Raw genomic sequence first — 21,993 nt, forward strand, 5'->3', positions numbered from 1 at the left:
AGGGCTTAAAAGCATCGTTTATTCTCTTGAATAATATGCTATTTCTTCTTCATTTTGTTTGGGTGCACCTGATTCCCATTAGAAAATATTATGCAATGTAGTACGTTTCCAAGGTGCGCGATATGTGTGGGTCGATCGCCCGGATGCAATCGTGGCGAAGTGAAAGGGTGTTGATTGATGGTGCTTATCGGATATGACGCAAAGCCACGGAATCAGGCAGCATGGTAGGTTGACGTAGTGACCAGAAAACTTTCATCAACGGAGGCGTGGGTGGGCATCGTCATCATCGGAACTGGCCTGGCCGGCTATACCACGGCCCGGGAGCTGCGCAAACACGACACGGAAACGCCCCTGACCCTGGTCACCGCCGACTCCGGGCGGGCCTACTCCAAGCCCATGCTCTCCACGGGCTACCGCAAGCAGCAGACGCCGTCGGATCTGGTCCAGGGCGAGCCCGCCGCCATGGCGGAGTCGCTGGATGCGCAGGTGCTCACCGGAACCTCTGTCGAGGCCCTGCTGCCCGGGGAGTCCGCGATCCGGCTGACCGACGGCACGACACTCCCCTATGAACAGCTCGTCCTCGCGCTGGGCGCCGATCCCATCGCGCCGCCGCTCGGCGGCGATGCCGCGGAGGCCGTGTTCCAGGTCAACGATCTGGATCAGTACGAGCGTTTCCGGGCGGCCGCCGACGATGCCCGGCGAGTCGTCATTATGGGCGGCGGGCTCATCGGCTGCGAGTTCGCCAACGACCTCCGCGAGGCGGGCCACGGCGTGGACCTGGTGTTCCCCGAGCCGCTGCCGCTGCCGCGGCTTCTGCCGGAGCAGCCCGCCTGGGCCCTGCACGCGGCCCTGACGGAAATGGGGGTGGCCATTCATACCGGTGTGACCCTGGTTGCCGTCGATCACGGTACAGCCGGGGTGGTGGCTACACTGTCCAGTGGTCGGACCCTGGAAGCGGACGTGGTGCTCGCGGCCATCGGGTTGCGGCCCCGCACGTCTCTGGCGAAGACCGCGGGGCTTACGGTGGAGCAGGGCATCCGCACGGATCGCTGGCTGGCCACCTCCGAGCCGAATATCTATGCGCTTGGCGATTGCGCCGCGGTGGGGGGCTACGTGCTGCCCTACGTGGCGCCACTGACCAACGCCGCCCGCGCGCTGGGCCGCACGCTCGCCGGCGAGCCCGCACCCGTGCACTACCCGGTGATGCCGGTGACGGTGAAGACGAGTTGCTGCCAGGTCGTGGCCTGGCCGCCCCCGGAGGATGCCCCCGGGGCGTGGCAGTTCGACGGCGAGGGCCAAAACCTGCGCGGCGAGTACCGCGACACCGCAGGCACCCTCCACGGCTTCGCCCTGACCGGCAAGCGCATCAAGGAGCGCATGCCGCTGACCAAGGAAATGCCTCCGTTGCTTGGGGAGTGAACGGGCCCTCGTCACCGGTACGGCCGGCGAGTTCGAGCCTGGGGATCGCTGTGTCCATGACTCCGGCATGCACGTGAACCGCAACCCGGGCAGCCGTGGAATCCCTTACCCGGTTCATTGCCGAGGACATCGTTGCGTTGTCGTCGGCGGAGTGCTTCCCGCCGGAGTTGGTGCTTCCTGGCAGCCGGTTCCCTTTGGAGAAGGCACCTGTAGCAGGCGCGTTGTGACTGTTGAACATAATCGCGGCTTGGTTGCGCCCGCCATGGATCGTTGCAGCCATCATCGAGGCATGATGGCTGCAAACCTTCGTCGCCAGACGCGCTCGCCCTGATGCTGTGCGGCGAGCGTCCCGAATCGCCGCGTCATCGTAAGCGCCCACGTGGGTGAGACCGGTATCTGGCGCACCTGACACCGCATTCGAACGCTCACGAAAGAAACCTCGATGGGACGCCAACCACCATTGGCTTCGGCGGGCTGGCGCCGAGATTCTCTCCTGTCGCGGTTCCAATGTCGGTGTCTTCTGCAGAGACCCCGTGTCGACCATCGTCAGCGTTGTGTTCTCGAAAGCGGCTAAGGGGCGTGAGACATGGTCTGTGAGGCGAGGTTATGGGCCCGCGGCTGAGGGAGCCGAACCTCGACAATGACACCGGCGAGTCTAGCTTGGTCCCCGTCAACGAGTTTGGCGTGCATCGGGTCATCCGGGACAAATTCCAAATCTCCCTTGGGCGTTCGATGTTTGGCGCGGCGAACGAGCAATGAGCCTGTTTCATCATCTGAAACAACGACTAACGCTCCAGGCGGCTGGCCGGCCGCTTGCGCGTCCGGGACGGGCGTAAACAGCACCAGTGCGTTCTGGCCACCGCCGTCGATGTTCTGACCCCCTGTGCCGGAGACCCTGACTCCGACGAGGGGGGCCGAGCGCGGTGTTGCGATCACCGCCTCAGGGGTGACGGATGCGCAAGCGGTGCGCAGAGCTTCGTACGCGCGTTCCGGCGAATATTACGGGGACCCAACGGAGCTGGGGGCGCTGGGATGGATCGGGCGTATATCCCTGTTCTTGTCGAGGGGTGGGCGCCCCGTAGCGCAGATACGAGCCCGAGACGTCGAGTGCGCGCGCGATTTCGTCGATACGACGCGAGCAGCGTTCTGGGTTTCGTTCCTGGACCATGACGGTTTGTCGGCAGACACCGGCTAGTCCGGCGAGCTGGCGCTGTGTTAGTTTCGCCTGCTTGCGGAGATGATACACACGCGCGCCGACGCTGTTGTCTTCAGAATTGCACTCTGTCATCGCGTTTTACCTCTGTGTCGTACTTGTTACTGCACTGTGGGAGGTGGCGGTGTTGGCTTCGCTGCGTCGAAGCCAACACGAGTCGCCTTTCAGATGGGCTCGTCGCCATCGTCGTCTGGTGCCGTCGTGGATGGCATGTACCGAGCCAGGATGGTATAGACGGCTGGTGGGGCGGCGGCCACGTTGGTATACAGCAATCGACTTGGTGTCTGCGTCTCGCGCACCCCGCCGGCCAGGGCAGCATGCCGAGCCGCAGTGAGGTCACGGGCGATCGCATACTTGCGCGCCAATGCCGTGCATCCGGCGGGATACAACGTTTCGGCGAGAATCGGTGTCCGGACGCCGGTGACGTACACACGGAAGTTCACGCTGCTTTTCCCATTGCGGATAACGCGGGTCGCCATCCGAAGTGTGCGGGCAGCGAACGCCTGGAACGCGGTGACCAATGCTTCAGAGCCGCAGATCCCAAGCTCCCATCCGCCGAGGGGGAAGACGTAGCGCTTGTCTCGCTTGATATGACCGTCGCCGTCGCACACACCGCGCCAGAAATCGACCTCGACCGAGGGCGGAACGGCCGGCGGTGCAACATTGCCGGTACCCTGGCGCCGATGTGTATATCCCAACGCGATGAGCCGCGCTGCTAGCCGGTGGCTGTAGACCGATAGAACCAATCCGCCATAGGTGCGCCCGTTACTGAGCCGGGACGACACCGGCCGGATCGGGGCATCGCTGCCGAAGAAATCTCTGAGCCACTCCAGCATGGCTCTGTCTCGCGGGTGCAGGACAATGCGCAGGCCCTCCGGCGCGCCGTCGGCTCGCGTGAGTACGCGAGCGTCCGCCCAAAGGAAACCCAGCACATATGCGACGTCCGGTCTGCTCAGGTCATCGAGGGCATAGGGATTGACCGAGTAAGCCCGGTACGGATCTCCCGCCTCTGGCGTCTTCTCGGAACAGTGGCGAGCCTCGAGTCCGAGCGATCGGAAACCCTGCGAGATAAAAGAGAGACTTAAACCACAGCATCGCTCCAACGTCTCGAAGGAGAGTCGGTCGTCCACATACAGGATATGCGTCAGACCGATCAGGCGATCGCGGAGCGGGTAGGCGTAGCTTGCACGGCGGCGCCTCAGGCCCTGCCAAAGCAGGGCGATTTCATCGAGACAAAGACTTACGTCGTAGCTCTCCTGAGCGAGGTGCGTCTCCAAGGCCATCAGCCGTTCGTCAATCTCCTGAAGATCGCAAGGTGGAGCACCCGCCGCAGGCGCGGATCCGGTACCGGCGGAGATCGCGGTCGCCCGCCCATGCTGGCCATGGGTAGCGGAGTGGTCGCCTGTATCTGCTGTGTCGAGCGGAGCAACATTCGTCATAACCTCTGCGTCGGCTTGCCGCTGTCCATCGGCGTACTGCGTGATATTGATATCGGTCATTCAACAACTCCCACATAGGTCACTGAGTTTCCTTGCCCTCCCGCGTGAGGAGGGCGAGCCATGGTTAAGCCCGATTGGAGCGGCCTGATGCAGGCCGGCAGCGTTGCCTGGTCTATGGACTCCGTGAATTCATCTGCGGGCGCCTTTGCTCCTCCAAGTAAGATCTTCGTTTTCGGTTGATCCGAGGAGTTAAGGCACGCAAGGCGTGTCCCGTGCTCGGGTGCTATGCTGGCAGCCGCAGTGAGTTGGCTTGATCGACTCCGCGATGCTGCGCTTGTTCTTCGATCTGGACCGGTCCAGGGCAATGATGAGCGCGCTCGCGGCCGTGTCGCGGTGAGCGATCGCAAGCGCCTGAAGCAACTTGGCGGCCGTCCTGTTCCTGAGAGCGACCACCAGATTTGCTCGGTGCCAGTCAGGCGAGGTCGGTTGCTGAACTGCTGTGCTTTATCCATACCTCGAAGACTATATAACATGAGCTATCATGTCAAGAGTATGTTCTCCTGTTATTCTTCCGAGTTCGGTTGGTCTAACTAAGTAATATATAAGGTATTGTTATGCCAGGAAAAAAAAGAAGAAAGGAAAGAGAAGAAAAGGTTGAAAGCGAATCTTCTTCCCAAGAGATCACAATTAGAAACCGTATCAAGTTCGCTGTAGATCAGTTCAAAACTAGATCAAAAGCAGCAACAGCCGCTGATGTTTCCACTGATATGCTCTATCGGTATATGCGAGGCGACAGCCCGCCCGGCTTTCAAGCGATTGCGGGACTCGCGAAGAATTCCGGGGTCAGCCTAGACTGGATAGCCTTTGGCAAAGGGCCTGTCTTTGTAGGCCGCCATGCAGAGGCGGTGAAAGTTCAGGAGTCGTTCGAGCGATATCGCCAGACCATCGGCGCAGGCCATCCGGAAACCACGGTAAAACAGAGGTTTATAGCCGATTACAACCAGGGCGAGCTGACCGTCGACCAGGTATCTGGCGTGGACTCTTTGACGCTGGAAACGCTTGATAGGTATTTGAGGCTGGCTAAGGAGCCTGAGACACCCGGGGATGCCTATGTCGAGTCAGAGCAGCAGGGCGCGCGGAGCGCGCTAGACGTCGATCTGCTCGAGAGCGTGATCGTTTCGGTGCGGGAGACGTTGGAAGCCCGCCAGGTCAAGCTTGAGGCAGCTAAAGAGGCCCGCCTAGTCAAGACCGCCTATGACTACGCGCTCAGCCACAATAAGACGCCCACGCCGGAAACCGTTCTGCAGCTTTTTATCGAGCTGATCTTGGAGCAGTAGCTTGTGTACCGTGAGGCAAGGCTCGCACCAGGCGGTCTCCCGCAGTACACACCGGACATCGCGTATCCGCTCAACATATGCAGACAGAAGTGACCCCGGCTAATCGGATCGTTTCCGGTGGCCAAACCGGGGTGCTTGTCGTCTTGAAGGCTCTGGCAGGAGAACTGGCCTGCCTCGGTGTCGGAGCCGCCTCACCGTGCTCCGTGACGAGGAGGCAACATGAGCGTCTCGACCCGGTGGGCCGACACTACAGCATCGATCCCCGCGAGCTTCGAGTATGAGCCGCAGTACGTCGACATCGACGGCGCCCGCATGCACTACATCGAGGCCGGTAGCGGGGCGCCCGTGGTCTTCCTCCACGGCAACCCAACGTGGTCGTACATCTGGCGCAACGTCATTCCGTTCGTCGCACCCCACGCGCGCTGCATCGCCCCCGACCTCATGGGCATGGGCTATTCCGACCCGTCGTCGGGCGGCGGCTATCGCTTCTTCGATCACTACGATGCCATCGCTGCCTTCATCGACCGGCTCGGTCTCGATGAGGTCACCTTCGTCGGCCACGACTGGGGCTGCTCCATCGCGTTCCACTATCTCGCGAACCACCCGAGGCGCGTGCGCGGCATCGCCTTTCTCGAGGGCATGGTGGGATCTCTTGCCTGGCGCGATATGCCTGCGCGGTTCCGTCTCGCCTTTGGCGTAATGCGAACGCCCGTGCTCGGCTGGCTCACGGTCAGCGTTGCCAATGCCTTCGTCGAGGTGATCCTGCCCGCGGCCACCGTGCGCCGGCTCGATGCTGAGACCATGCGCCGCTACCGGGAGCCGTTCCCCACCGTCGCGAGCCGTCGCCCGGTGCGCCAGTGGCCGCTGGAGATCCCCCTGGACGGCCGGCCGCCGGACGTTGCCCGCGCCTTCAAGACGTACGCGCGCGTCCTGCAGACCAGCACGATCCCGAAGCTCCTCCTGCACGGCGACCCGGGCGGCGTGCTGCAGGAACCGCAGGTGGCGTGGTGCCGGGCGAACCTGCCCAACCTGGAAACGGTCCCGGTGGGCCGGGGCATCCATTACCTGCAGGAGGACTGCCCGGAGGCGATCGGGCGTGCAATCGCCGCGTGGTATCAGGGCACCGCCGGCGGGGGCTGAGCGCACCGCGCGGGCACAATCGAGCAGAAGGGCTATCATCGGCGCAGGCAGAAGCTGCCAGCAAAATCCCAAAACAACCACGGTTGCACCCATGTCGGAACAGACTGCCGCCCATCACCACCATCGCCGCCCCTACGAGCTGCGCCATCGCCACCGCCGGGGAACCGCGCCTGGCACCCTGATCAGCCGTGCCGAGGCCCACGCGCCGCACATGACGCTGATGAGCTACGACGGCCACAACCTGGCCGACCGCAGGGAGGCCTCCCTCGAGGACATCGACGCGGCCGTGGAGCAGTGGCCCATGAACTGGATCGATGTCTCCGGCCTGGCCGACGCGGATCTGATCGCGGCCCTCGGGAAGCGCTTCGGCATCCACCCTCTGGCGCTGGAGGACGTCATCAACGTGCATCAACGGCCCAAGGTGGAAGACTACGACGCGAACCTGTTCGTGATCACCCGGATGCCTTCGTATGGCGCCCACCATCTCGAGCTCGAGCAGCTCAGCCTGTTCATGGGCGAGGGGTTCGTGATCACGTTCCAGGAGCGCCCCGGCGACTGCTTCGAGCCGGTGCGCGAGCGCATCCGCAAGAGCCCGGGCAACCGCGGCCGGCTGCTGCGGTCGGACTATCTCAGTTACGCACTGCTCGATGCCGTGGTGGACTCCTACTTCCCCATCCTGGAGGCCTTCTCCAACCGCCTGGACGAGCTCGAGGACCGCGCGATCGCGCGGCCCAGCGAGAAGCTGGTCGGCGAGATGCACGCGGTCAAGCGCCAGCTCCAGGCGATGCGGCGGGCGGTGTGGCCCCAGCGGGAGCTGTTCCGGGTGATGACGCGGGACGTCCAGGCGGTCTCCGGGGATACGAGGCTGTTCCTGCGCGACTGCGAGGACCACGCCGTGCAGATCCTGGACGTCGTCGAGACCTACCGCGAGCGGGCCACCAGCGCGCTCGACCTGTACGTGACCGCCATCAACCACCGCATGAACGAGGTCATGAAGGTGCTGACCATTATTGCCACCGTGTTCATGCCGCTGACCGTGATCACGGGGATCTACGGCATGAACTTCGACACGGCGGCGTCGCCGTACAACATGCCGGAGCTCGGCTGGCGCTACGGCTATCCGTTCGTCCTGGGCGTCATCACCGCGGTGGGCGTCGGGCTGCTGGTTCTGTTCCGGCGCCGGGGCTGGCTCGGCGGCCGCTGGCGCTCGTGAGCCGGGATCAGGTGCGGCGATGAGCCGGATGGTCGAGTGGACAGGCGCCCATCTGCCCTTGGTGGTGTGCAGCGCGGCCCTTGTCGCGGCGGTTGCGGTCATGGTGCTCGCCCGGCTCGCCGGACAACGGGCGGCGCACCAGTCGGTATCCGGCTGGTTGCAGCAGCAAGGGCAGCGACGCGTGCGTCTTGCGGCTGCGCTCGGCCTGGTGTGTGCGGCGCTCGCGGTGTTTCTGGCCCTGCTCGACAGCTACCGCGACGGTGGCGCTGTCGCCCGGCTGGATCATGCACTGCTGGAGGCTCACCAGGAGCACACGGCACCTGCGATCCAGGCCGCGTTCGCTGCCATCACCCGCCTGGGGGACGTGGCGACCATCACCGCGCTGGGCTTCGCCGTGGGTGGCGTCCTGCTGTGGTATCGGCGGTGGCTGCTGTGTACCGCCTGGGGGGTGACGCTGGCCGGCGGCGGCATGGTGAGCACCGCCCTGAAGCAGCTTATCGGGCGGCAGCGCCCGGAGGCGGCCGAGGCCGTGCTGGGCACAACCGCCTGGAGCTTTCCCAGCGGTCACGCCATGGGGGCGACGTTCGCCTACGGCATGCTGGCCTATGTGCTACGGCGAACCGGCTGTGTCCGCCGGCCCGCGCCGTTGCTCGGGGCGATCGCGGCGCTCATCGTGCTCATCGGCGGCAGCCGGGTCGTGCTGCAGGTCCACTACCCCAGCGACGTGGTCGCCGGGTTCGCGATGGCGCTGGCGTGGCTGCTGGTGTGCCTGACCGTGACGGAGCATGCCCTGCGCAGGCGTTGATGGAGACGGGTGTCATGCATGTGCTGATCATCGAGGATCACCGCGATCTGGTGGCCAACATCGTGGATTACCTGGAGGCGTGCGGTCACACTACCGACTGGGCCGCCGACGGTCTGACGGGGCTGCATCTGGCAGCAACGACAGCGCCTGATGTCGTGGTTCTCGACCTTGCCCTGCCGGCACTCGATGGCGTGGACCTATGCGCGCGGCTGCGCCGGGACAAGTGCGCCGTGCCCGTGATCATGCTCACAGCCCGGGGCGAGCTGGACGAGCGCGTCCAGGGCCTGGAGGCCGGAGCCGACGACTACCTGGTCAAGCCCATTGCGCTGCGCGAGCTCGAGGCCCGCCTGCAGGCGCAGCATCGCCGGTTCCGGGGCGGTGTCGAGCGGCCTCGCTTGCAGGTCGATGACCTGGTTCTGGACGATGACACGCGGTGCGTCACCCGGGCGGGGCGCGCCCTGTCACTGACCCGCCGCGACTTTGAGGTCCTGCGCGTGCTCATGCGCGAGGCGCCCGCTGTCGTGCCGCGCAGCCGCATCGAGCGCGAGATCTGGGGTGATGATCTCCCCGACAGCGACTCCCTGCGTGCGCACATTCATCGGCTGCGTCGTGCTATCGATGGCGGCGGCGACAGGCGCCTGGTGCATACGGTGCACGGGGTCGGGTATCGGCTTGCGGTCGAGGGCGGTGATGATGCGGGGTAGGCTGCGTGGTCGCATCGTGGTGTCGTTCCTGGGCGCGGGGCTGGTTCTCGGCCCGCTCGTGGCCACGGCGCTGTTGTTCGTCTCCTACGAGATTCTCGAGTGGAACGCCGAGCAACGCGTCGCCGCGCGGCTCGATGAAGCGGTAGCGAACCCGGGAGCGTACTCTTTCGACACGCCGGAGGCGGCGGGCGGGGCGCGCGTTCTGACCAACGCCCCGCTGGATGAGGTGCCGAGCGCGCTCTACGAACTCCCCGACGGGTTGCACGAGCACGAGACCGGCGAGTCGGGCTGGCTGGCGGCCACGGCGACGACGTCGCAAGGGCGCATTATCGTGGTCAGCGATATCGGCCGCCTCGAGACCCTGGAGGCGGAGTCGTGGGTGTACGTACTGATCGGAACGGCTCTGGCGACGGCTGTGTCGCTGGCGGCCGGCCTGGTGATTGCCGGGCGGCTGACCGCGCCGCTGGAGCGCCTTGCCCGGGATGTCCGGCGGGCCACCGATGAGCCGGGGCGCGGTCGGTTCGCCACCCGTCTCCCGGTCGACGAGGTGCGCACTCTTGCGGAGGCGCTGGATCACTACCGTGAGCGCACGGTGCGTGCCATCGACCGCGAGCGGCGCTTCTCCGCCGATGTCAGCCACGAGCTCCGCAACCCCCTGGCAGTGATTCGCAACGCCGCGGAGATCGTGGAGGCCGATTCCGGGCTCGCCGATCGCTCCGTGCGAGCGCTTCGGCGTATTGATCAAGCCGCAGGCCGCATGCAGGAGACGATCACCACGTTGCTCGAACTCGTGCTGGAGCGCGATCCCAGCGGCGACGAAGCGGCGATCGTGCTTAGTGACCGCTTGGATGTCGTGATCGAGCAGGAGATGGCATCGAGCCCAGGACAGCCTCCTCGCGTGGAGCGGCGCGAGCAGCCCGATGTCACGGTGACGGCTCCGGTTGCCGTTGTCGACGTCATCACCGCCAACTTGCTCCGCAATGCGCTGCGACACGCCGACGCCCAACGGATTGTCATCGAGACCGGGCCCGGTTACCTGTCGGTGGTTGATGACGGTGCGGGAATGACCGCGCACGACGAAGGCACCGCGGAGGAGACGGACCGCCCGATGATGGCGGGTCGTTCCGGTCTGGGCCTGTCGCTGGTCTCGCGGCTCTGCGAGCGCTTCGGCTGGACGCTCGACCTCGACAGCGCGCCCGGCCGGGGAACACGGGCGAGCTGGCGGTTCCAGACGGGGTAGGCGCGGCAGCGCACGCCGGCCGATGGGTCGCCCTTCCCCGACCGCCGCGGGTGGCGCGCACAGCTCCTACGCCGCGGGGCGGAGCATGAGGACCTGCTGCGCGTGAACGCCGGGCAGTATACGCCGCGCCTTCACCAGGGATAGGCCGGCTGCTTCGAGCTCGTCGTGCAGGCTCTCTGGGCTATAGCGGTGGAGGCGCTTGAGGTTGCGCTTGCCGTGAAGCACGCGATGGAGCCGGGTCCGGTCGTAGATCGTGGCAATGATCCCGCGTCGGGTGACACGGGCGAGCTCGCGCAGCGTCGCAACACGAACCTCCCGCTCGTGGAGGTGCTGGAGCAGCCTTACGCACAGCGCGGTGTCGAACGTATTGTCCGGGAAGGGGAGGCAATCGCTTCGGCAACAGTGGCTGTCCAGCGGTCCGAGGCGCTGCTGCACCAGCTCCAGCATGTCCGGGTTGATGTCGGCAACGCTGACCTGCAGGCCCCGCCGCAGGGCATGAGCCGTGAAGCGGCCGTACCCGCAGGGGAGGTCGAGCATGCGCTCCCCGCGCCGGGTCAGCGTATCCATCCGGCGCGTGATGGCATCCGCCTCCAGCATGTGCAGGAGGCGCTGGTCCGGTTTGCTGTAGCGCTTTGCCATGTACCGCCTCGCCTTGCGTGCACCAGCTTCGGCAGATGGATGGGTGCGGTTAGCCGGTACGGATTCGGCCGTCTGGTTCATCACCGGGTGTCTTCCAGCACTGGGCAAAAGAGGCTGTTGAGGACACCGAGACTGAAGCCGGTGACGTCAAACCGGCGTTAACGTGGCGTCAAAAGGATGTGAAATGGGCGAGCGTCCCTCGGCGGCCAGAGGTGTAGCCGACCTTGTGGGATATCAGCTTGAGGTGCGAGGAGCGCGGAAGGCGGCCGGCGATCCGGCGACCGCAGCGGCCGCGAGGCGTTGCGCGCTCGTTACCGGATTCTCTGTTGCAGGAACATCGCACACGCATCGGCGGCAAGAGGGTGGGTGTATAGGTAGCCCTGGGCGACGTCGCACGACAGCGAGCGGACGTGTTTCTCCTGCGGCCGCGTTTCGATGCCTTCCGCGAGAATGTTCAGGCCAAGGCTGCGCCCCATGTGAATGATGGCGTGGGCGATGGCGCTGTTCTCCTGGTCCTCCGGCAGCCCGGTGGTGAACGACTTATCGATCTTCAGTCGATGCAGCGGGAGCTGCTTCAAGTAGCTGAGATTGGAATAGCCGGTGCCGAAGTCGTCGATGGCGAGCTTTACGCCGAGCCGATGCAGGGCGTTGAGCTTGCACTGGACCATCTCAAGATTGTCCATGAACAGGCTCTCGGTGACTTCGATCTCCAGGCGCTCCGCCGGCAGGCGCGCACGTGCGAGCACGTCCTCGACCATTTCCACGAAATCGGGCTGCTGGAACTGCCGTACGGAGACGTTGACGGCAATGGTGCCATCGATCAGCCCCTGCTCCAGCCAGGCGGCGTGTTGCTCACAGGCCGAGGCCAGGACCCAGGCGCCGATGGCACCAATGAGGCCCCGTTCCTCGGCGATGGGGATGAACTGCGCTGGCGGGACGAGCCCCCGCGATGGATGGCGCCACCGCAGTAATGCCTCGAGGCCGACGACGGTGTCCGTGGCCAAGTCCACTTGCGGCTGATAGACGACGAACAGCTCGTCGCGCTCGATGGCCTGGTGGAGATCGCTCTCCAGGATCAGGCGGTCGTGGGCGCGCGCGTTCATCTCCGCGGAGTAGAACTGATACCGGTTGCGTCCCTGCTGCTTGGCCACGTACATCGCGGCGTCGGCGTTGCGCGCTAGTGCGGTGGCGTCTGTCCCGTTCGAGGGAAAGCATGCGATGCCGATGCTCCCGCCCAGGGTGACTTCTGTGCCTTCGAGGACGAAGCGGCCCGTGATCGCCGCGAGCAGTTTCTCGGCGACCCGCGCGGCTTCCTGCTCCTCGGTGATCTCCGGGAGCACAACCAGGAATTCGTCGCCGCCTTGCCGGCTCACCGTGTCCGTTGCGCGCACGGCATGGGTGAGTCGTTTCGCCACCTCGCACAGCACCTGATCGCCGAGGGGATGGCCGAAGACGTCGTTGACGTTCTTGAAGTGATCGAGGTCAATGAAGAGCAACGCCAGTGGATTGCCGGAGCGCTCCGCGCGGGCAAGGGCGACGTTCAACCGGTCTGTGAATAGCGCGCGGTTGGGCAGATCGGTGAGCGGGTCGTGTTGCGCAATGTAGGCCAGGCGCTCGTCACTGCGCTGGCGCTCAATAGCGGCGCTGAGCGTGTTGGCCAAGCTCTGCAGAAAACCGAGATCGTCGGTTGAGAACTTTCGCCGTTGCGGCGCGTAGGCGCCGAGAACGCCCCAGGGGCGGCCGTCGCCACCGATCGGCACCTCGATGCCGCTAACGATCCCGTGGTCGTTGAGAAGCGGTGACGGCGCGAAGCGGTTCTCCTCGCCGAAATCGTCGACGATGACCGACTCGCCGGAGGCGATGACGTGGTCAGCTAGCGAGTACGCAGCCCCGTCGGGGTTGGCGACCCGCCCGAACCACTCCGCGTGCCAGCCAACTCCGGCCCGCAAGACCAAGGCATCACGGTCGTCATCGAGCGCCAGAAGCTTGCTGTATTCCACACCCAGGCCTTCGGAGATGGCCTTGGCTGCCTCGTCGAACACGTGCTCCACATCCGTGGTCGACAATGCCATGCGGCCGAGACGTGCCACCAGCACCTGCTGGTGCGCCCGGGAGGCGAGCGCCTGTTCCGCGCGCTTGCGCGCGGAGACGTCCTGCAGGGTCCCGTATACGCCGACGACGGTGCCGTCGTCGTCCGTGCGCGGAACGGCCACAATGTGCACGTGGACATCCGCGCCAATCGGATGGTTGGCCACGAGCTCGAACTCCTGGCTTGCTCCGGAGGTGATAACGCGGTTGATGTGCTCTTGCCACAGCGTCGCGCTCGCCGACGTATACAGCATCCCGTGCTCGTTCTGGCCCTGCGGCGGGCCAAGCGCGGGGTCACGGCCAAGGAGGTCAAATATTTGCGGTGACCAGGTCATCGCCCCCGTGGCGGTGTCGAGTTCCCAGTCCCCGATGCGCCCGACGCGCTGGGCTTCATCCAGTCGCTCTTGCGCCCGCTTGAGGTCGTCTATGTCCGTGCACGTGCCAAACCACTTCACGATCTCGCCGGTTTCGTTGCGCAGGGGGAGGGCGCGGCCGAGCATCCAGCGGTAGACGCCGTCATGGCGGCGCAGGCGGTATTCGATTTCGTAGGGAGTGCCTGTGTTGGTGGCCTGTTGCCACAGCACCGCTGCCCTTCCCCGGTCGTCTGGGTGAAAGGGCGGATTCCAGCCGTCGCCGAGGCTTTGCTCCAGGGTGAGCCCCGTGTAGTCCATCCAGTGCTGATTGAAGTGGGTATGCCAGCCGTCCGGCTGCGTCACCCAGACAATCTGCGGCATGGATTCGATCAGCGTTCGGAACTCCGCCTCGCTGTTGCGCAGTGCCTCCTCGACCTTTTTGCGCTCGGTGAGGTCAACATCGATGCAGAATAGCTCCGTGTCGCCGTCCACCCCGGTGACGCTGGCGTGGCTGGAAAACACGGTGACCCGGGAGCCGTCCTTGCGCACGAGCGACAGCTCCGAGGCCGGGATGACTTCGCCGGTGTTGGCCATGTGCTGGATACCTGCGACGACGTCATCGTGCATCTCCGGCGGGATGATCAGATCCAGCAGGCTGCGCCCGATGGCCTCCTCGGCCTTGTAGCCGTACAGGTGCTCGGAGGCGCGGTTCCAGTACCGCGTGATGCCATCCATGCCGTAGCCCTGCATGGCCACGGTGGGCACGGTCTCAAGCAGCCCCTGGAAGCGGTTCTCGCTCTCCGCGAGGCGTTGTTCGGTCTGCCTTCGCCGGCTCTCCCGGTCGCGATGGTCGAGCCCGGCGCTGACCGCCCCAGCGATCGCGGCGAGGAGTTCCTGCGCCTCACCATTGAACGCCTCGCCGGACGGTGCGTGGAGTCCAAGGACGGCCTCGACCTGGCCTGCACGCCACAACGGCAGGGCTGCCGTCATGGTTTGCTCGGTCGGCGAGGCGAATGGGGTGTCCGCGGTGTGCGCCCAGATCGGCCGTTGCTGGTGGGCGGCCTGGGGTGCCGGGTTTGCCGAGTCATCGCCATCCAACGGAATGGGGAACACCTCGTTTTGCGCTTCGCCCAACCCGTAGCTGGCTGTCAGGCACAAGCGGCGGGCCTCGGGGTCGAGCCGGGCCACCCAAGCCGAGGCAAGACCGCCTACACGGATCAGTGTGTCGCAAATGCAGGCATACAGCTCATCATCGCTGTTGGTGTCGAGCGCGGCTGCATTGCAGCGCGCCAGAGCGCGGGCGAGGCTGCCAAGCCTCTGTGTTCCGACTTCAAGCGTTCGCTCGCCGGTGATCTTTTCGCCTCTGAGGACTCGGTAGTTCAACGTGCCTCCGGCACCCCGCCTGCATGCGGACGACGCGCTAATGTGTCTCGTACGAGCACATCATAGCGGCGTTATGGATTGCCGGTCTGTGCGACGTAACACAAGAATGCAAAAGACTTGCGTTAATACGTCATCGTCTTGCCCCGTTGCCCGGCGCGGGGAGCGCGAGCCGATCATGGCTGGGGGTTCGTTTGTACAGCGTTTCCCCTGGCTCGTAGCCAGTTGCTTAAGCTACCTCTTCATCGGAAATCGACACGTTGATGTGCTTGCCGGCTCGGGCAAGGACATTGACCAACATATCCAGGCTCAACCGATCCAAACGCCCGCGCACGAGATCGTTCAGTCGTGGTTGCGTCAGCCCCAAGCGCTTAGCTGCCGCTTTCTGGGTCATGTCCAGACCGTGCGCATAGTCGCGGATCTGTGTCATAAGTTCGGCACGCAGCCTCATGTTCTCGGCCTGCTCAGGCGAGTTCTCCAAGGCATCCCATACGTTCTCAAGCTCGGGCGGCATGGCGCTAGACGAGGTTGCTGCGTGCGATGCCGATTCGTGACTCCAATGCCCACAGCAGTCCGCGGACGTGTGTTCCTTGCGGGCGCTTCTTCTTGATCGGCCACTACCGATTGAGCTTGTTGATGGTGTCGATGCGCAGCCGTTCCAGCTCGTCGCTGAAGTGGACCGGGTACGGTGTCTGCGCCGGCTCGAGCGCGCGCATGGCGGCGGGCATGCGCTCGATGGCCGCCCAGGCCCGCTGCCGGGCCTCGTCGATGTCCGGCGTCGGGTGCAGCGGGGTGCCGTCTTCGACGACGGCACGCAGCAGCGGCTCGCCGTCCCGGGCCTCGGTGCGCCCGGTGATCTCGTCGTGGCTGTAAGTGCCGTCCGCCCCGGCGAACCGCCAGACTTGCTTCGCACCCGGGTGGAGCTTCTTGCCGGGGGCGTTCTTGAGGCGGGGCTCATTGTCGTATTCGGTGAGCTTGTAGGCGAGGTCCAGGGACGGTGCGTCCACCGAGGCGCCCATGTCCGTGCCCACGCCGAAGCCGTCGATGGGAGCGCCGCCCCGGAGCAGCTCGCGGATGGTCCACTCGTCCAGCCCGCCGCTGACGACGATCCTGATCTGCTGCAGCCCGGCGGCGTCGAGCTTGTCGCGGGCCGTGCGGCTGAGGCTGCCGAGATCGCCGGAGTCCAGGCGGATGGCGCCGATCTCCAGGCCCTCGTCGCGGACCAGCCGGATCACCTTGTCCACCGCGGCGAGGGTGTCGTAGGTATCCACCAGCAGTGTGGTCCCGGGATAGAGCTGGCCGTAGGTGCGGAAGGCATCGGTCTCGTCCGGGTGGGCCTGGATGAACGAGTGGGCCATGGTGCCGCTCGCCGGCAGGCCGTAGCGCAGGCTGCCGAGGACGTTGCTGGTGGCGCGGATGCCGGCGACACGGTAGGCCCGCACGCCGCGCAGGGCGGCGTCGGTTCCGTGCATGCGGCGCATGCCGAAGTCCAGCACCGGGCGCTCGCCGGCGGCAAGCGCCACGCGCACGGCCTTGGATGCTAGCACCGTCTCGGTGGTGATCTGGTTCATCACCAGGGTCTCGAGCAACTGCGCCTCGGCCACCGGAGCGCGGACTTCCATGAACGGCTCGTGGGCGAATACCGGGGTGCCCTCGGGCAGTGCGTGGATCGCGCCGCTGAAGCGGAAACCCTCCAGCCACTGCAGGAACGCGTCCTGGAACATGCCGACCGTGGCGAGCCGGTCGAGCTGCGCCCGCGGAAAGCGCAGCAGCGGGGCGAGCTGGGCGACATGCTCCTGGCCGCAGGCGAGCACGAAGTTGCGATCCGCCGGCGGCTTGCGGAAGAACAGGCTGAAAACGCCGTCGGCGCGCATGCCTTCGGCCCAGTAGGCCTGCACCATGGTGAGCTCGTAGAGATCGGTGAACAGACCGAGCTCGTCATCGGTGAATGTCAGGTCGCTCAACGGATGCCCTCATTAGCGGATGCCATGCAATGCCCACATTCTGCTAGAAAAGCGCCCGGTGGGCGATGACGATTCGGCACTCGTCGGGCGCGGGCGTTGGCCGGTGGGGTCAGTCCCCGTCCTCCGGCGGCGGACGCCGCTCGTCGGCGGTGCTCGCCAGCAGCACGCGGTCCATGACGCGCGTCGGCAGCAGACGGCGCAGGACGCCGAAGACCCGGGTCGGCAGGGTGACCGGGTACCGCGGGCGGGGGCGCGGGCTTTCCAGTGCGTGAACCAGCTTGCGCACGACGGCGTCCGGTCCGAGCGTGAGCCCCGTGGCCCGCTCCGGGGCGGCGAGCCGGTGCTCCAGCGCCCGGTAGTTGCGGGCGTGGGCGCTGGCGGAGGCGTCGATGTTGGCGTGGAAGCGCGCCCGGGCATTGGCGCGGAAGCGACTGACGATGGGCCCCGGTTCCACCAGCGATACGTGCACTCCGCTGCCGCGAAGCTCCATGCGCAGGGTGTCCACCAGTCCCTCCATGGCGAACTTCGAGGCCACGTAGGCGCCGCGGTACGGCAAGGCGGTCAGGCCGAGAACGGAGCTGTTGTAGACGATGCGCCCGTGGCCCTGCCGGCGCATCACCGGCAGGAGCTGGTTGGTGAGCTCCTGGGGACCGAAGAGGTTGGTCTCGAACTGGGCCCGCAAGGCGGCCCGGGGCAGGTCCTCCACAGCGCCGGGCTGCCCGAAGCCGGCATTGTTGAACAGGGCGTCGAGCTGCCCGCCGGTGCTGGCGAGCACGGTCTCGACGGCGGCGGTAATGCTTGCGGGCTCGTCGACATCCAACTGCACCGCCTCGAGCCCGTGGTTGCGGAGCATGCGCAGGTCGTCCTCGCCGCGGGCCCCGGCGAACACGCGCCAGCCGCGCCGCTTGAGGGTGACCGCCGCGGCGTAGCCGATGCCGGTAGAGCAGCCGGTGATCAGAAGCGTGCCGTGTCGTGTCATCGATGCCGCCCGGTACCGCCTGAAGCCGTGTAACGGTACCCGAAACCGTCCGGTATGGGGAACACGGTGCCGCGGCACCGCCGCCCTACGGAACGCTACAGGCCCAGGAGCTCGGGGAACCAGGTAACGAGGCCGGGCCAGGCCGTAATGACAGCCACGAAGCCCAGCATGTCGAACAGGAAGGGCAGCGCCCCGATCATGACGTCGGTAATGTCGCCGTCACGGCGCACGCTCTGCACGACATAGAGATTCATGCCGATGGGCGGCGTGAACAGCGAGATCTCCATCATCAGCACCAGGAAGATCCCGGACCAGACGGGATCGAAGCCCATTGCCGTGAGCATGGGTACCGTGATCGCGATGGTGGCGATCATCATGGACAGCGTCTCGATGAAGCAGCCGAGCACCAGATAGAGGCACGCCAGGGCGATCACCAGGCCAACGGGGGACACGCCGAGGTCGGCCACCCACTGGGTGAGCATGTTCGGCACGCCCATGACGCCGAGGATGAAGTTCATGAAGAATGCCGCGACGATGATCAGCAGGATAACCGCCGTGGTCTGCATGGTCGCGAGAAACGCCTCGTGGAGCATGGACAGGCGCAGCCGTCGGTAGCCGGCGGCAATGGCCAGCGCAGCGATGACACCCAGCGCCGCGGACTCGGTGGGCGTTGCCCAGCCGGAGTAGATGCTCCCCATGACCACCAGGAATACGCCGGCAGGGGGGAGGAGATGGACCAGCATGCGCAATCGCACGCTCCACGGAACGCGCAGCTCCCCGGTCCCCGCGATCGACGGCCTAAGCAGAGAGATGCCGGCGATTACCGCCATGAAGACCAGGGCAAGCAGCACCCCGGGCACGATGCCGGCGGCGAACAGCTTGCCGACCGAGGTGTTCGTGATCGCACCGTAGATGATCATGTTGATGCTCGGCGGGATCAGGATGCCCAGGGTGGCACCCGCAGCGATGGATCCGAGCGCCAGGCGCTCGCTGTACTGGCGCTCCCGGAACGCCGGCAGGGCGACGGTGCCGATGGTGGCCGCCGTGGCCACCTATGACCCCGAGATGGCGGCGAACACCGCGGACGCGCCGATGTTCGTGTGCAGCAGCCCGCCGGGCAGGCGGTAGAGCCACGTGGACAGCGCTTCGTACATGCGGTCGGTAACCCCGGCACGAAGCAGGATCTCGCCGAGGAGGATGAACAGCGGTATGGCCGTGAGAAGAAAGTTGTCCAGAGCGCCCCACAGGATCCTGGCCGGAGCGCCGCTGGCCGGTCTTGCCCGCAACGTCGCTGATCGCATTCCCGTGCCGGTCGTCGACGGCGTCGCCAGCGCGACCCGCCATGCGGAGTCGCTCGCCGCCATGGGCCTTGCCAATGCCCGCGACGGCAGCTTCGCCCCGCCGCCGGAGAAGGACTGGGCGGGGTTGCCGCCGGCGCTCGCCCGGTTGGTCGGGCGCGCCGGCTGAACGCCGGGCGCAGTTGGTGCAGAACCGGCGTCATCATCGGCTAACGGTGATCCCGGGCCCCGTTACGCGCGTCCCCGTGTCGCGCGCTCTCGCCGGGTGCCGATCACGGTCAGGTACAAGCCGACGAGTCCGGCGATCAACAGCACGAGACTCGACGGGAGCGGGACCGACTGCGCGTCGTACCTGACCCGGCCGTCGGTCTCGGTCTCGATGAAGTTCCTGCGTGACGGGTTGAAGGGGCCCGTCCACCACGAGGCGTCGCCGGTTCCCGTGATCTGCGTACGCACCAGGCCGCCGGTGAGCACACCCAGGAAGCGCCCGTTGTGCAGCGGCGGGCCGCCGCTGTCCCAAGCGGCGGTCGTGCGCTCATTCGCCAAGGCGTCCTGCTGCCGATACTGTTCTTGGCCGCGGTGCCCTTGTTGAAGCCCGTGTTCAGTATGTTCGATAGATTGCTCGGGCCCGCGACAGCCGGCCCGAACCGGTCCATGACGTTCTTGGCCGTCCAGTGGTAGCCGCCGCTGGTTCCCTGGTTCCGTGCCCGTTGTTGCCGAATCCCGTTCCGGCGGCTGCCGCCGTTGACCCGCCGTGCGCGGCTTGCAAGACTCCTAACTCACTCGCAGACACCGGAGTAATTCGATGCGCCGTTGCTTCCGCGTTCATGTCCTGCTGATCGCTTTTTTGGCCACCATGCTCGCCGCCGGGACGGTCCACAGCCATTCCGTTTTCGGCTGGGTGGAGCGCGTCAAGGTCATTGACGCGGACTTGGTGCTCAAGTCCAAGCTGGACACGGCGGCCGAGACGTCGTCTATCCATGCGCCGGATCCGGAAGCGTTCGAGAAGGACGGCGAGGACTGGGTCCGATTCGAGATCTCCAACGAGGACGGTACGTCCGTTACCCTCGAGCGCCCGGTCGAACGGACCGTGCGCATCCGCAGCGCCTCCGGGGTCACGGAGCGCTACGTCGTCAACCTCACCGTATGTGTCGGTCGCATCCAGCAGGAGCGGGAGGTCAACCTGGCTGACCGGGAAGAGCTCAGCACGCCCATGCTCCTCGGGCGTAATTTCATGGAAGGCGTGATCCTCGTCGATCCGGCCGAGGGCTATACGGAAGATCCCGCGTGCGGTCAGCCGTACGACCAGGATGACGATGACGACGACGGCGAGGATGATGACGACGACTGACCGGGGCCGTTGGCCGGGCCGGACATTCTCGGTATAGGCCGTTTCGTGCTCGGGCGGGTGACACGCCGCTTGGGCCGTTTCTCAGGCGAGTAGCACTGCCACGATGCCGGTGATGAAAACGCCGTCGAACGTGCCGGCACCGCCGATGGACGCCACCGGCACGCCCAGGCTGCGGATGTCGTTGATCCGCAGCAGGTCCGCGCCCGCGAGCACGCCCAGCGTGCCGGCGATGTAGGCTACCGCGGGCGAGTGCTCCCCACCGAAGGCGACGCCGAGCACCGCCGCGGCGATCGGGGCGACGAGAATGGGCATGCCGATGCCCAGCCCGGGTACGGGCCGGCTGAAGAAGTAGCACACGGCCGTCTGGCCGGCGGTGGCAAGCAGTACGCCCAGCAACGGTACGGGCTGCGTGGCCGCCAGGTACAGGCAGAAGGTCGCCGGGATGATGGCCCCGCCGACGTTGATGGCGACCACCGTGCGACCGTGGAACGGGGGCTGCCGGTGCTGCAGCCAGGGAATGGGAACGGATGGCCGGTCGGTGCGGGCGTCGGCAGACGTCTGCATCTGGAACAGCGGCATGTTGATCAGGCTGCCGCCGATGCAGCTCAGCAGCAACAGCATCCCCGAGCCGCCGGTTAGCCCGAGCTTCTCGAACGCAATGCTCACCGCGCCCACCTGGATGAGCGCGAACAGGAACATGAACGCGATGAGTCCGATGAGAAGGGGAATGGCGAGCTCCTTGGGTCGTGACGGCGACGGGCTCATTGTAACCGGCGATTCCGGTGTGGAATGAACCTCCCTGCCGCCGGCCGGTGCGATCGGAGCAGACGGCGTCGCTTTCCGGGGGCGCGGTGATCTCGACTCGCGGGAGCTGAAGGTCCATCCTGCGCGTTGGGCACCGGCCTTCCTTCCGCCGTGGGCGCGCCCCGCGATCACCCGCGCTGACGGGCGGCTCCGGAGACTCTTGCGTTCCGCGTGTGCAGGCCTTATATAAGCTCCGTCGGTACAAGGAGGACAAGGATCATGCCGATCTACGAATATTTCTGTGACAGTTGCGGGCACGAGCAGGAGGCCATCCAGAAGCTCAGTGATGCGCCCCTGACCGACTGCGAGTCCTGCGGGGAGGCGAAGCTGCGCCGCAAGATCTCGGCGGCGGCGTTCCGGCTCAAGGGGGGCGGCTGGTACGAGACCGACTTCAAGTCGGGCAACCGCCGCAATATCATCGGCGACAGCAGCTCGGGCAACGGTTCCGACAATGGTTCGTCCTCCGGCAGCAGCGAAGGCTCCGGGGGCAGCTCCGAGGGCAGCGGCAAGAGCGCGGGCAAGGAAAGCTCAGGCAAGGACAGCGGAAGCAGCACCTCCAAGGCCGCGAGCGGCGCCTGACGCCCCGGGCGCGGCCGGTTGCGCCGCCCCGGGCGAGACCGTACCATT

Annotated in this window: 17 protein-coding genes and 1 pseudogene; 9 read left to right on the plus strand and 9 right to left on the minus strand. The window is 65.8% G+C overall.

Annotation, left to right across the window (positions count from 1 at the left end; all coding sequences use genetic code 11):
* Positions 1 to 270 precede the first annotated feature (270 nt).
* The gene (locus tag QWY84_RS05940; protein WP_290201528.1) at positions 271 to 1,419 is read left to right on the plus strand and encodes an NAD(P)/FAD-dependent oxidoreductase; all 1,149 of its coding nucleotides are present in this window, start codon (positions 271 to 273) and stop codon (positions 1,417 to 1,419) included.
* 1,377 nt (positions 1,420 to 2,796) lie between these two features.
* Here QWY84_RS05940 and QWY84_RS05945 read toward each other — a convergent pair.
* On the minus strand, positions 2,797 to 4,131 hold the full coding sequence (locus tag QWY84_RS05945) for a hypothetical protein (RefSeq protein WP_290201530.1): 1,335 nt from the start codon (positions 4,129 to 4,131) through the stop codon (positions 2,797 to 2,799).
* A gap of 554 nt (positions 4,132 to 4,685) precedes the next feature.
* Here QWY84_RS05945 and QWY84_RS05950 point away from each other — a divergent pair.
* The 6 genes from QWY84_RS05950 (at position 4,686) to QWY84_RS05975 (ending at position 10,510) form a co-directional block, all read left to right on the plus strand.
* Positions 4,686 to 5,408: a helix-turn-helix domain-containing protein gene (locus QWY84_RS05950; protein WP_290201531.1), complete on the plus strand. Its 723-nt coding sequence runs from the start codon at positions 4,686 to 4,688 to the stop codon at positions 5,406 to 5,408.
* Between the two features lie 219 nt (positions 5,409 to 5,627).
* The gene (locus tag QWY84_RS05955) at positions 5,628 to 6,548 is read left to right on the plus strand and encodes a haloalkane dehalogenase (protein ID WP_290201532.1); all 921 of its coding nucleotides are present in this window, start codon (positions 5,628 to 5,630) and stop codon (positions 6,546 to 6,548) included.
* A 91-nt stretch (positions 6,549 to 6,639) separates the two neighbouring features.
* Positions 6,640 to 7,761 carry a magnesium/cobalt transporter CorA gene (gene corA / locus QWY84_RS05960; RefSeq protein ID WP_290201533.1) on the plus strand — a complete coding sequence of 374 codons (1,122 nt, stop codon included), beginning with the start codon at positions 6,640 to 6,642 and terminating at the stop codon, positions 7,759 to 7,761.
* Between the two features lie 28 nt (positions 7,762 to 7,789).
* The gene (locus QWY84_RS05965; protein WP_290201535.1) at positions 7,790 to 8,566 is read left to right on the plus strand and encodes a phosphatase PAP2 family protein; all 777 of its coding nucleotides are present in this window, start codon (positions 7,790 to 7,792) and stop codon (positions 8,564 to 8,566) included.
* Positions 8,567 to 8,580: 14 nt separating this feature from the next.
* Positions 8,581 to 9,270: a response regulator transcription factor gene (locus tag QWY84_RS05970; RefSeq protein ID WP_290201536.1), complete on the plus strand. Its 690-nt coding sequence runs from the start codon at positions 8,581 to 8,583 to the stop codon at positions 9,268 to 9,270.
* A 16-nt stretch (positions 9,271 to 9,286) separates the two neighbouring features.
* Positions 9,287 to 10,510: a sensor histidine kinase gene (locus QWY84_RS05975; protein WP_290201537.1), complete on the plus strand. Its 1,224-nt coding sequence runs from the start codon at positions 9,287 to 9,289 to the stop codon at positions 10,508 to 10,510.
* A gap of 66 nt (positions 10,511 to 10,576) precedes the next feature.
* On the opposite strand, the gene QWY84_RS05980 is transcribed toward QWY84_RS05975, so the two are convergent.
* From QWY84_RS05980 to QWY84_RS06010, 7 genes and pseudogenes are all read right to left on the minus strand, one after another.
* Positions 10,577 to 11,149, minus strand: a complete 573-nt coding sequence (locus QWY84_RS05980; protein WP_290201538.1) for a class I SAM-dependent methyltransferase — start codon at positions 11,147 to 11,149, stop codon at positions 10,577 to 10,579.
* Between the two features lie 311 nt (positions 11,150 to 11,460).
* Positions 11,461 to 14,973: a bifunctional diguanylate cyclase/phosphodiesterase gene (locus QWY84_RS05985; RefSeq protein WP_290201539.1), complete on the minus strand. Its 3,513-nt coding sequence runs from the start codon at positions 14,971 to 14,973 to the stop codon at positions 11,461 to 11,463.
* 226 nt (positions 14,974 to 15,199) lie between these two features.
* Positions 15,200 to 15,484: a helix-turn-helix domain-containing protein gene (locus tag QWY84_RS05990; protein ID WP_290201540.1), complete on the minus strand. Its 285-nt coding sequence runs from the start codon at positions 15,482 to 15,484 to the stop codon at positions 15,200 to 15,202.
* Positions 15,485 to 15,587: 103 nt separating this feature from the next.
* Positions 15,588 to 16,934: a nicotinate phosphoribosyltransferase gene (locus QWY84_RS05995; protein ID WP_290201542.1), complete on the minus strand. Its 1,347-nt coding sequence runs from the start codon at positions 16,932 to 16,934 to the stop codon at positions 15,588 to 15,590.
* A 109-nt stretch (positions 16,935 to 17,043) separates the two neighbouring features.
* Complete coding sequence (locus tag QWY84_RS06000) at positions 17,044 to 17,913, minus strand: SDR family NAD(P)-dependent oxidoreductase (RefSeq protein WP_290201543.1); 870 nt, start codon at positions 17,911 to 17,913, stop codon at positions 17,044 to 17,046.
* 95 nt (positions 17,914 to 18,008) lie between these two features.
* A pseudogene (locus tag QWY84_RS06005) lies at positions 18,009 to 19,277 on the minus strand (TRAP transporter large permease).
* A 165-nt stretch (positions 19,278 to 19,442) separates the two neighbouring features.
* Complete coding sequence (locus QWY84_RS06010; RefSeq protein ID WP_290201544.1) at positions 19,443 to 19,757, minus strand: hypothetical protein; 315 nt, start codon at positions 19,755 to 19,757, stop codon at positions 19,443 to 19,445.
* A 259-nt stretch (positions 19,758 to 20,016) separates the two neighbouring features.
* Between QWY84_RS06010 and QWY84_RS06015 the strand changes: the two genes are divergently transcribed.
* Positions 20,017 to 20,562, plus strand: coding sequence for an ATP-dependent zinc protease family protein (locus tag QWY84_RS06015; protein ID WP_290201545.1), 546 nt, complete (start codon positions 20,017 to 20,019; stop codon positions 20,560 to 20,562).
* A gap of 81 nt (positions 20,563 to 20,643) precedes the next feature.
* On the opposite strand, the gene QWY84_RS06020 is transcribed toward QWY84_RS06015, so the two are convergent.
* Entirely contained in the window at positions 20,644 to 21,327 is a 684-nt protein-coding gene (locus QWY84_RS06020) for a DUF1614 domain-containing protein (protein ID WP_290201546.1), read from the minus strand.
* A 258-nt stretch (positions 21,328 to 21,585) separates the two neighbouring features.
* Here QWY84_RS06020 and QWY84_RS06025 point away from each other — a divergent pair, with 258 nt between their 5' ends.
* A complete protein-coding gene (locus QWY84_RS06025; protein WP_290201547.1) occupies positions 21,586 to 21,945 on the plus strand; it encodes an FmdB family zinc ribbon protein in 360 nt (119 codons plus the stop codon).
* Positions 21,946 to 21,993 lie beyond the last annotated feature (48 nt).

It is taken from the genome of Aquisalimonas lutea (assembly GCF_030409225.1).
GTDB classification, from domain to species: Bacteria; Pseudomonadota; Gammaproteobacteria; order Nitrococcales; family Aquisalimonadaceae; genus Aquisalimonas; species Aquisalimonas lutea.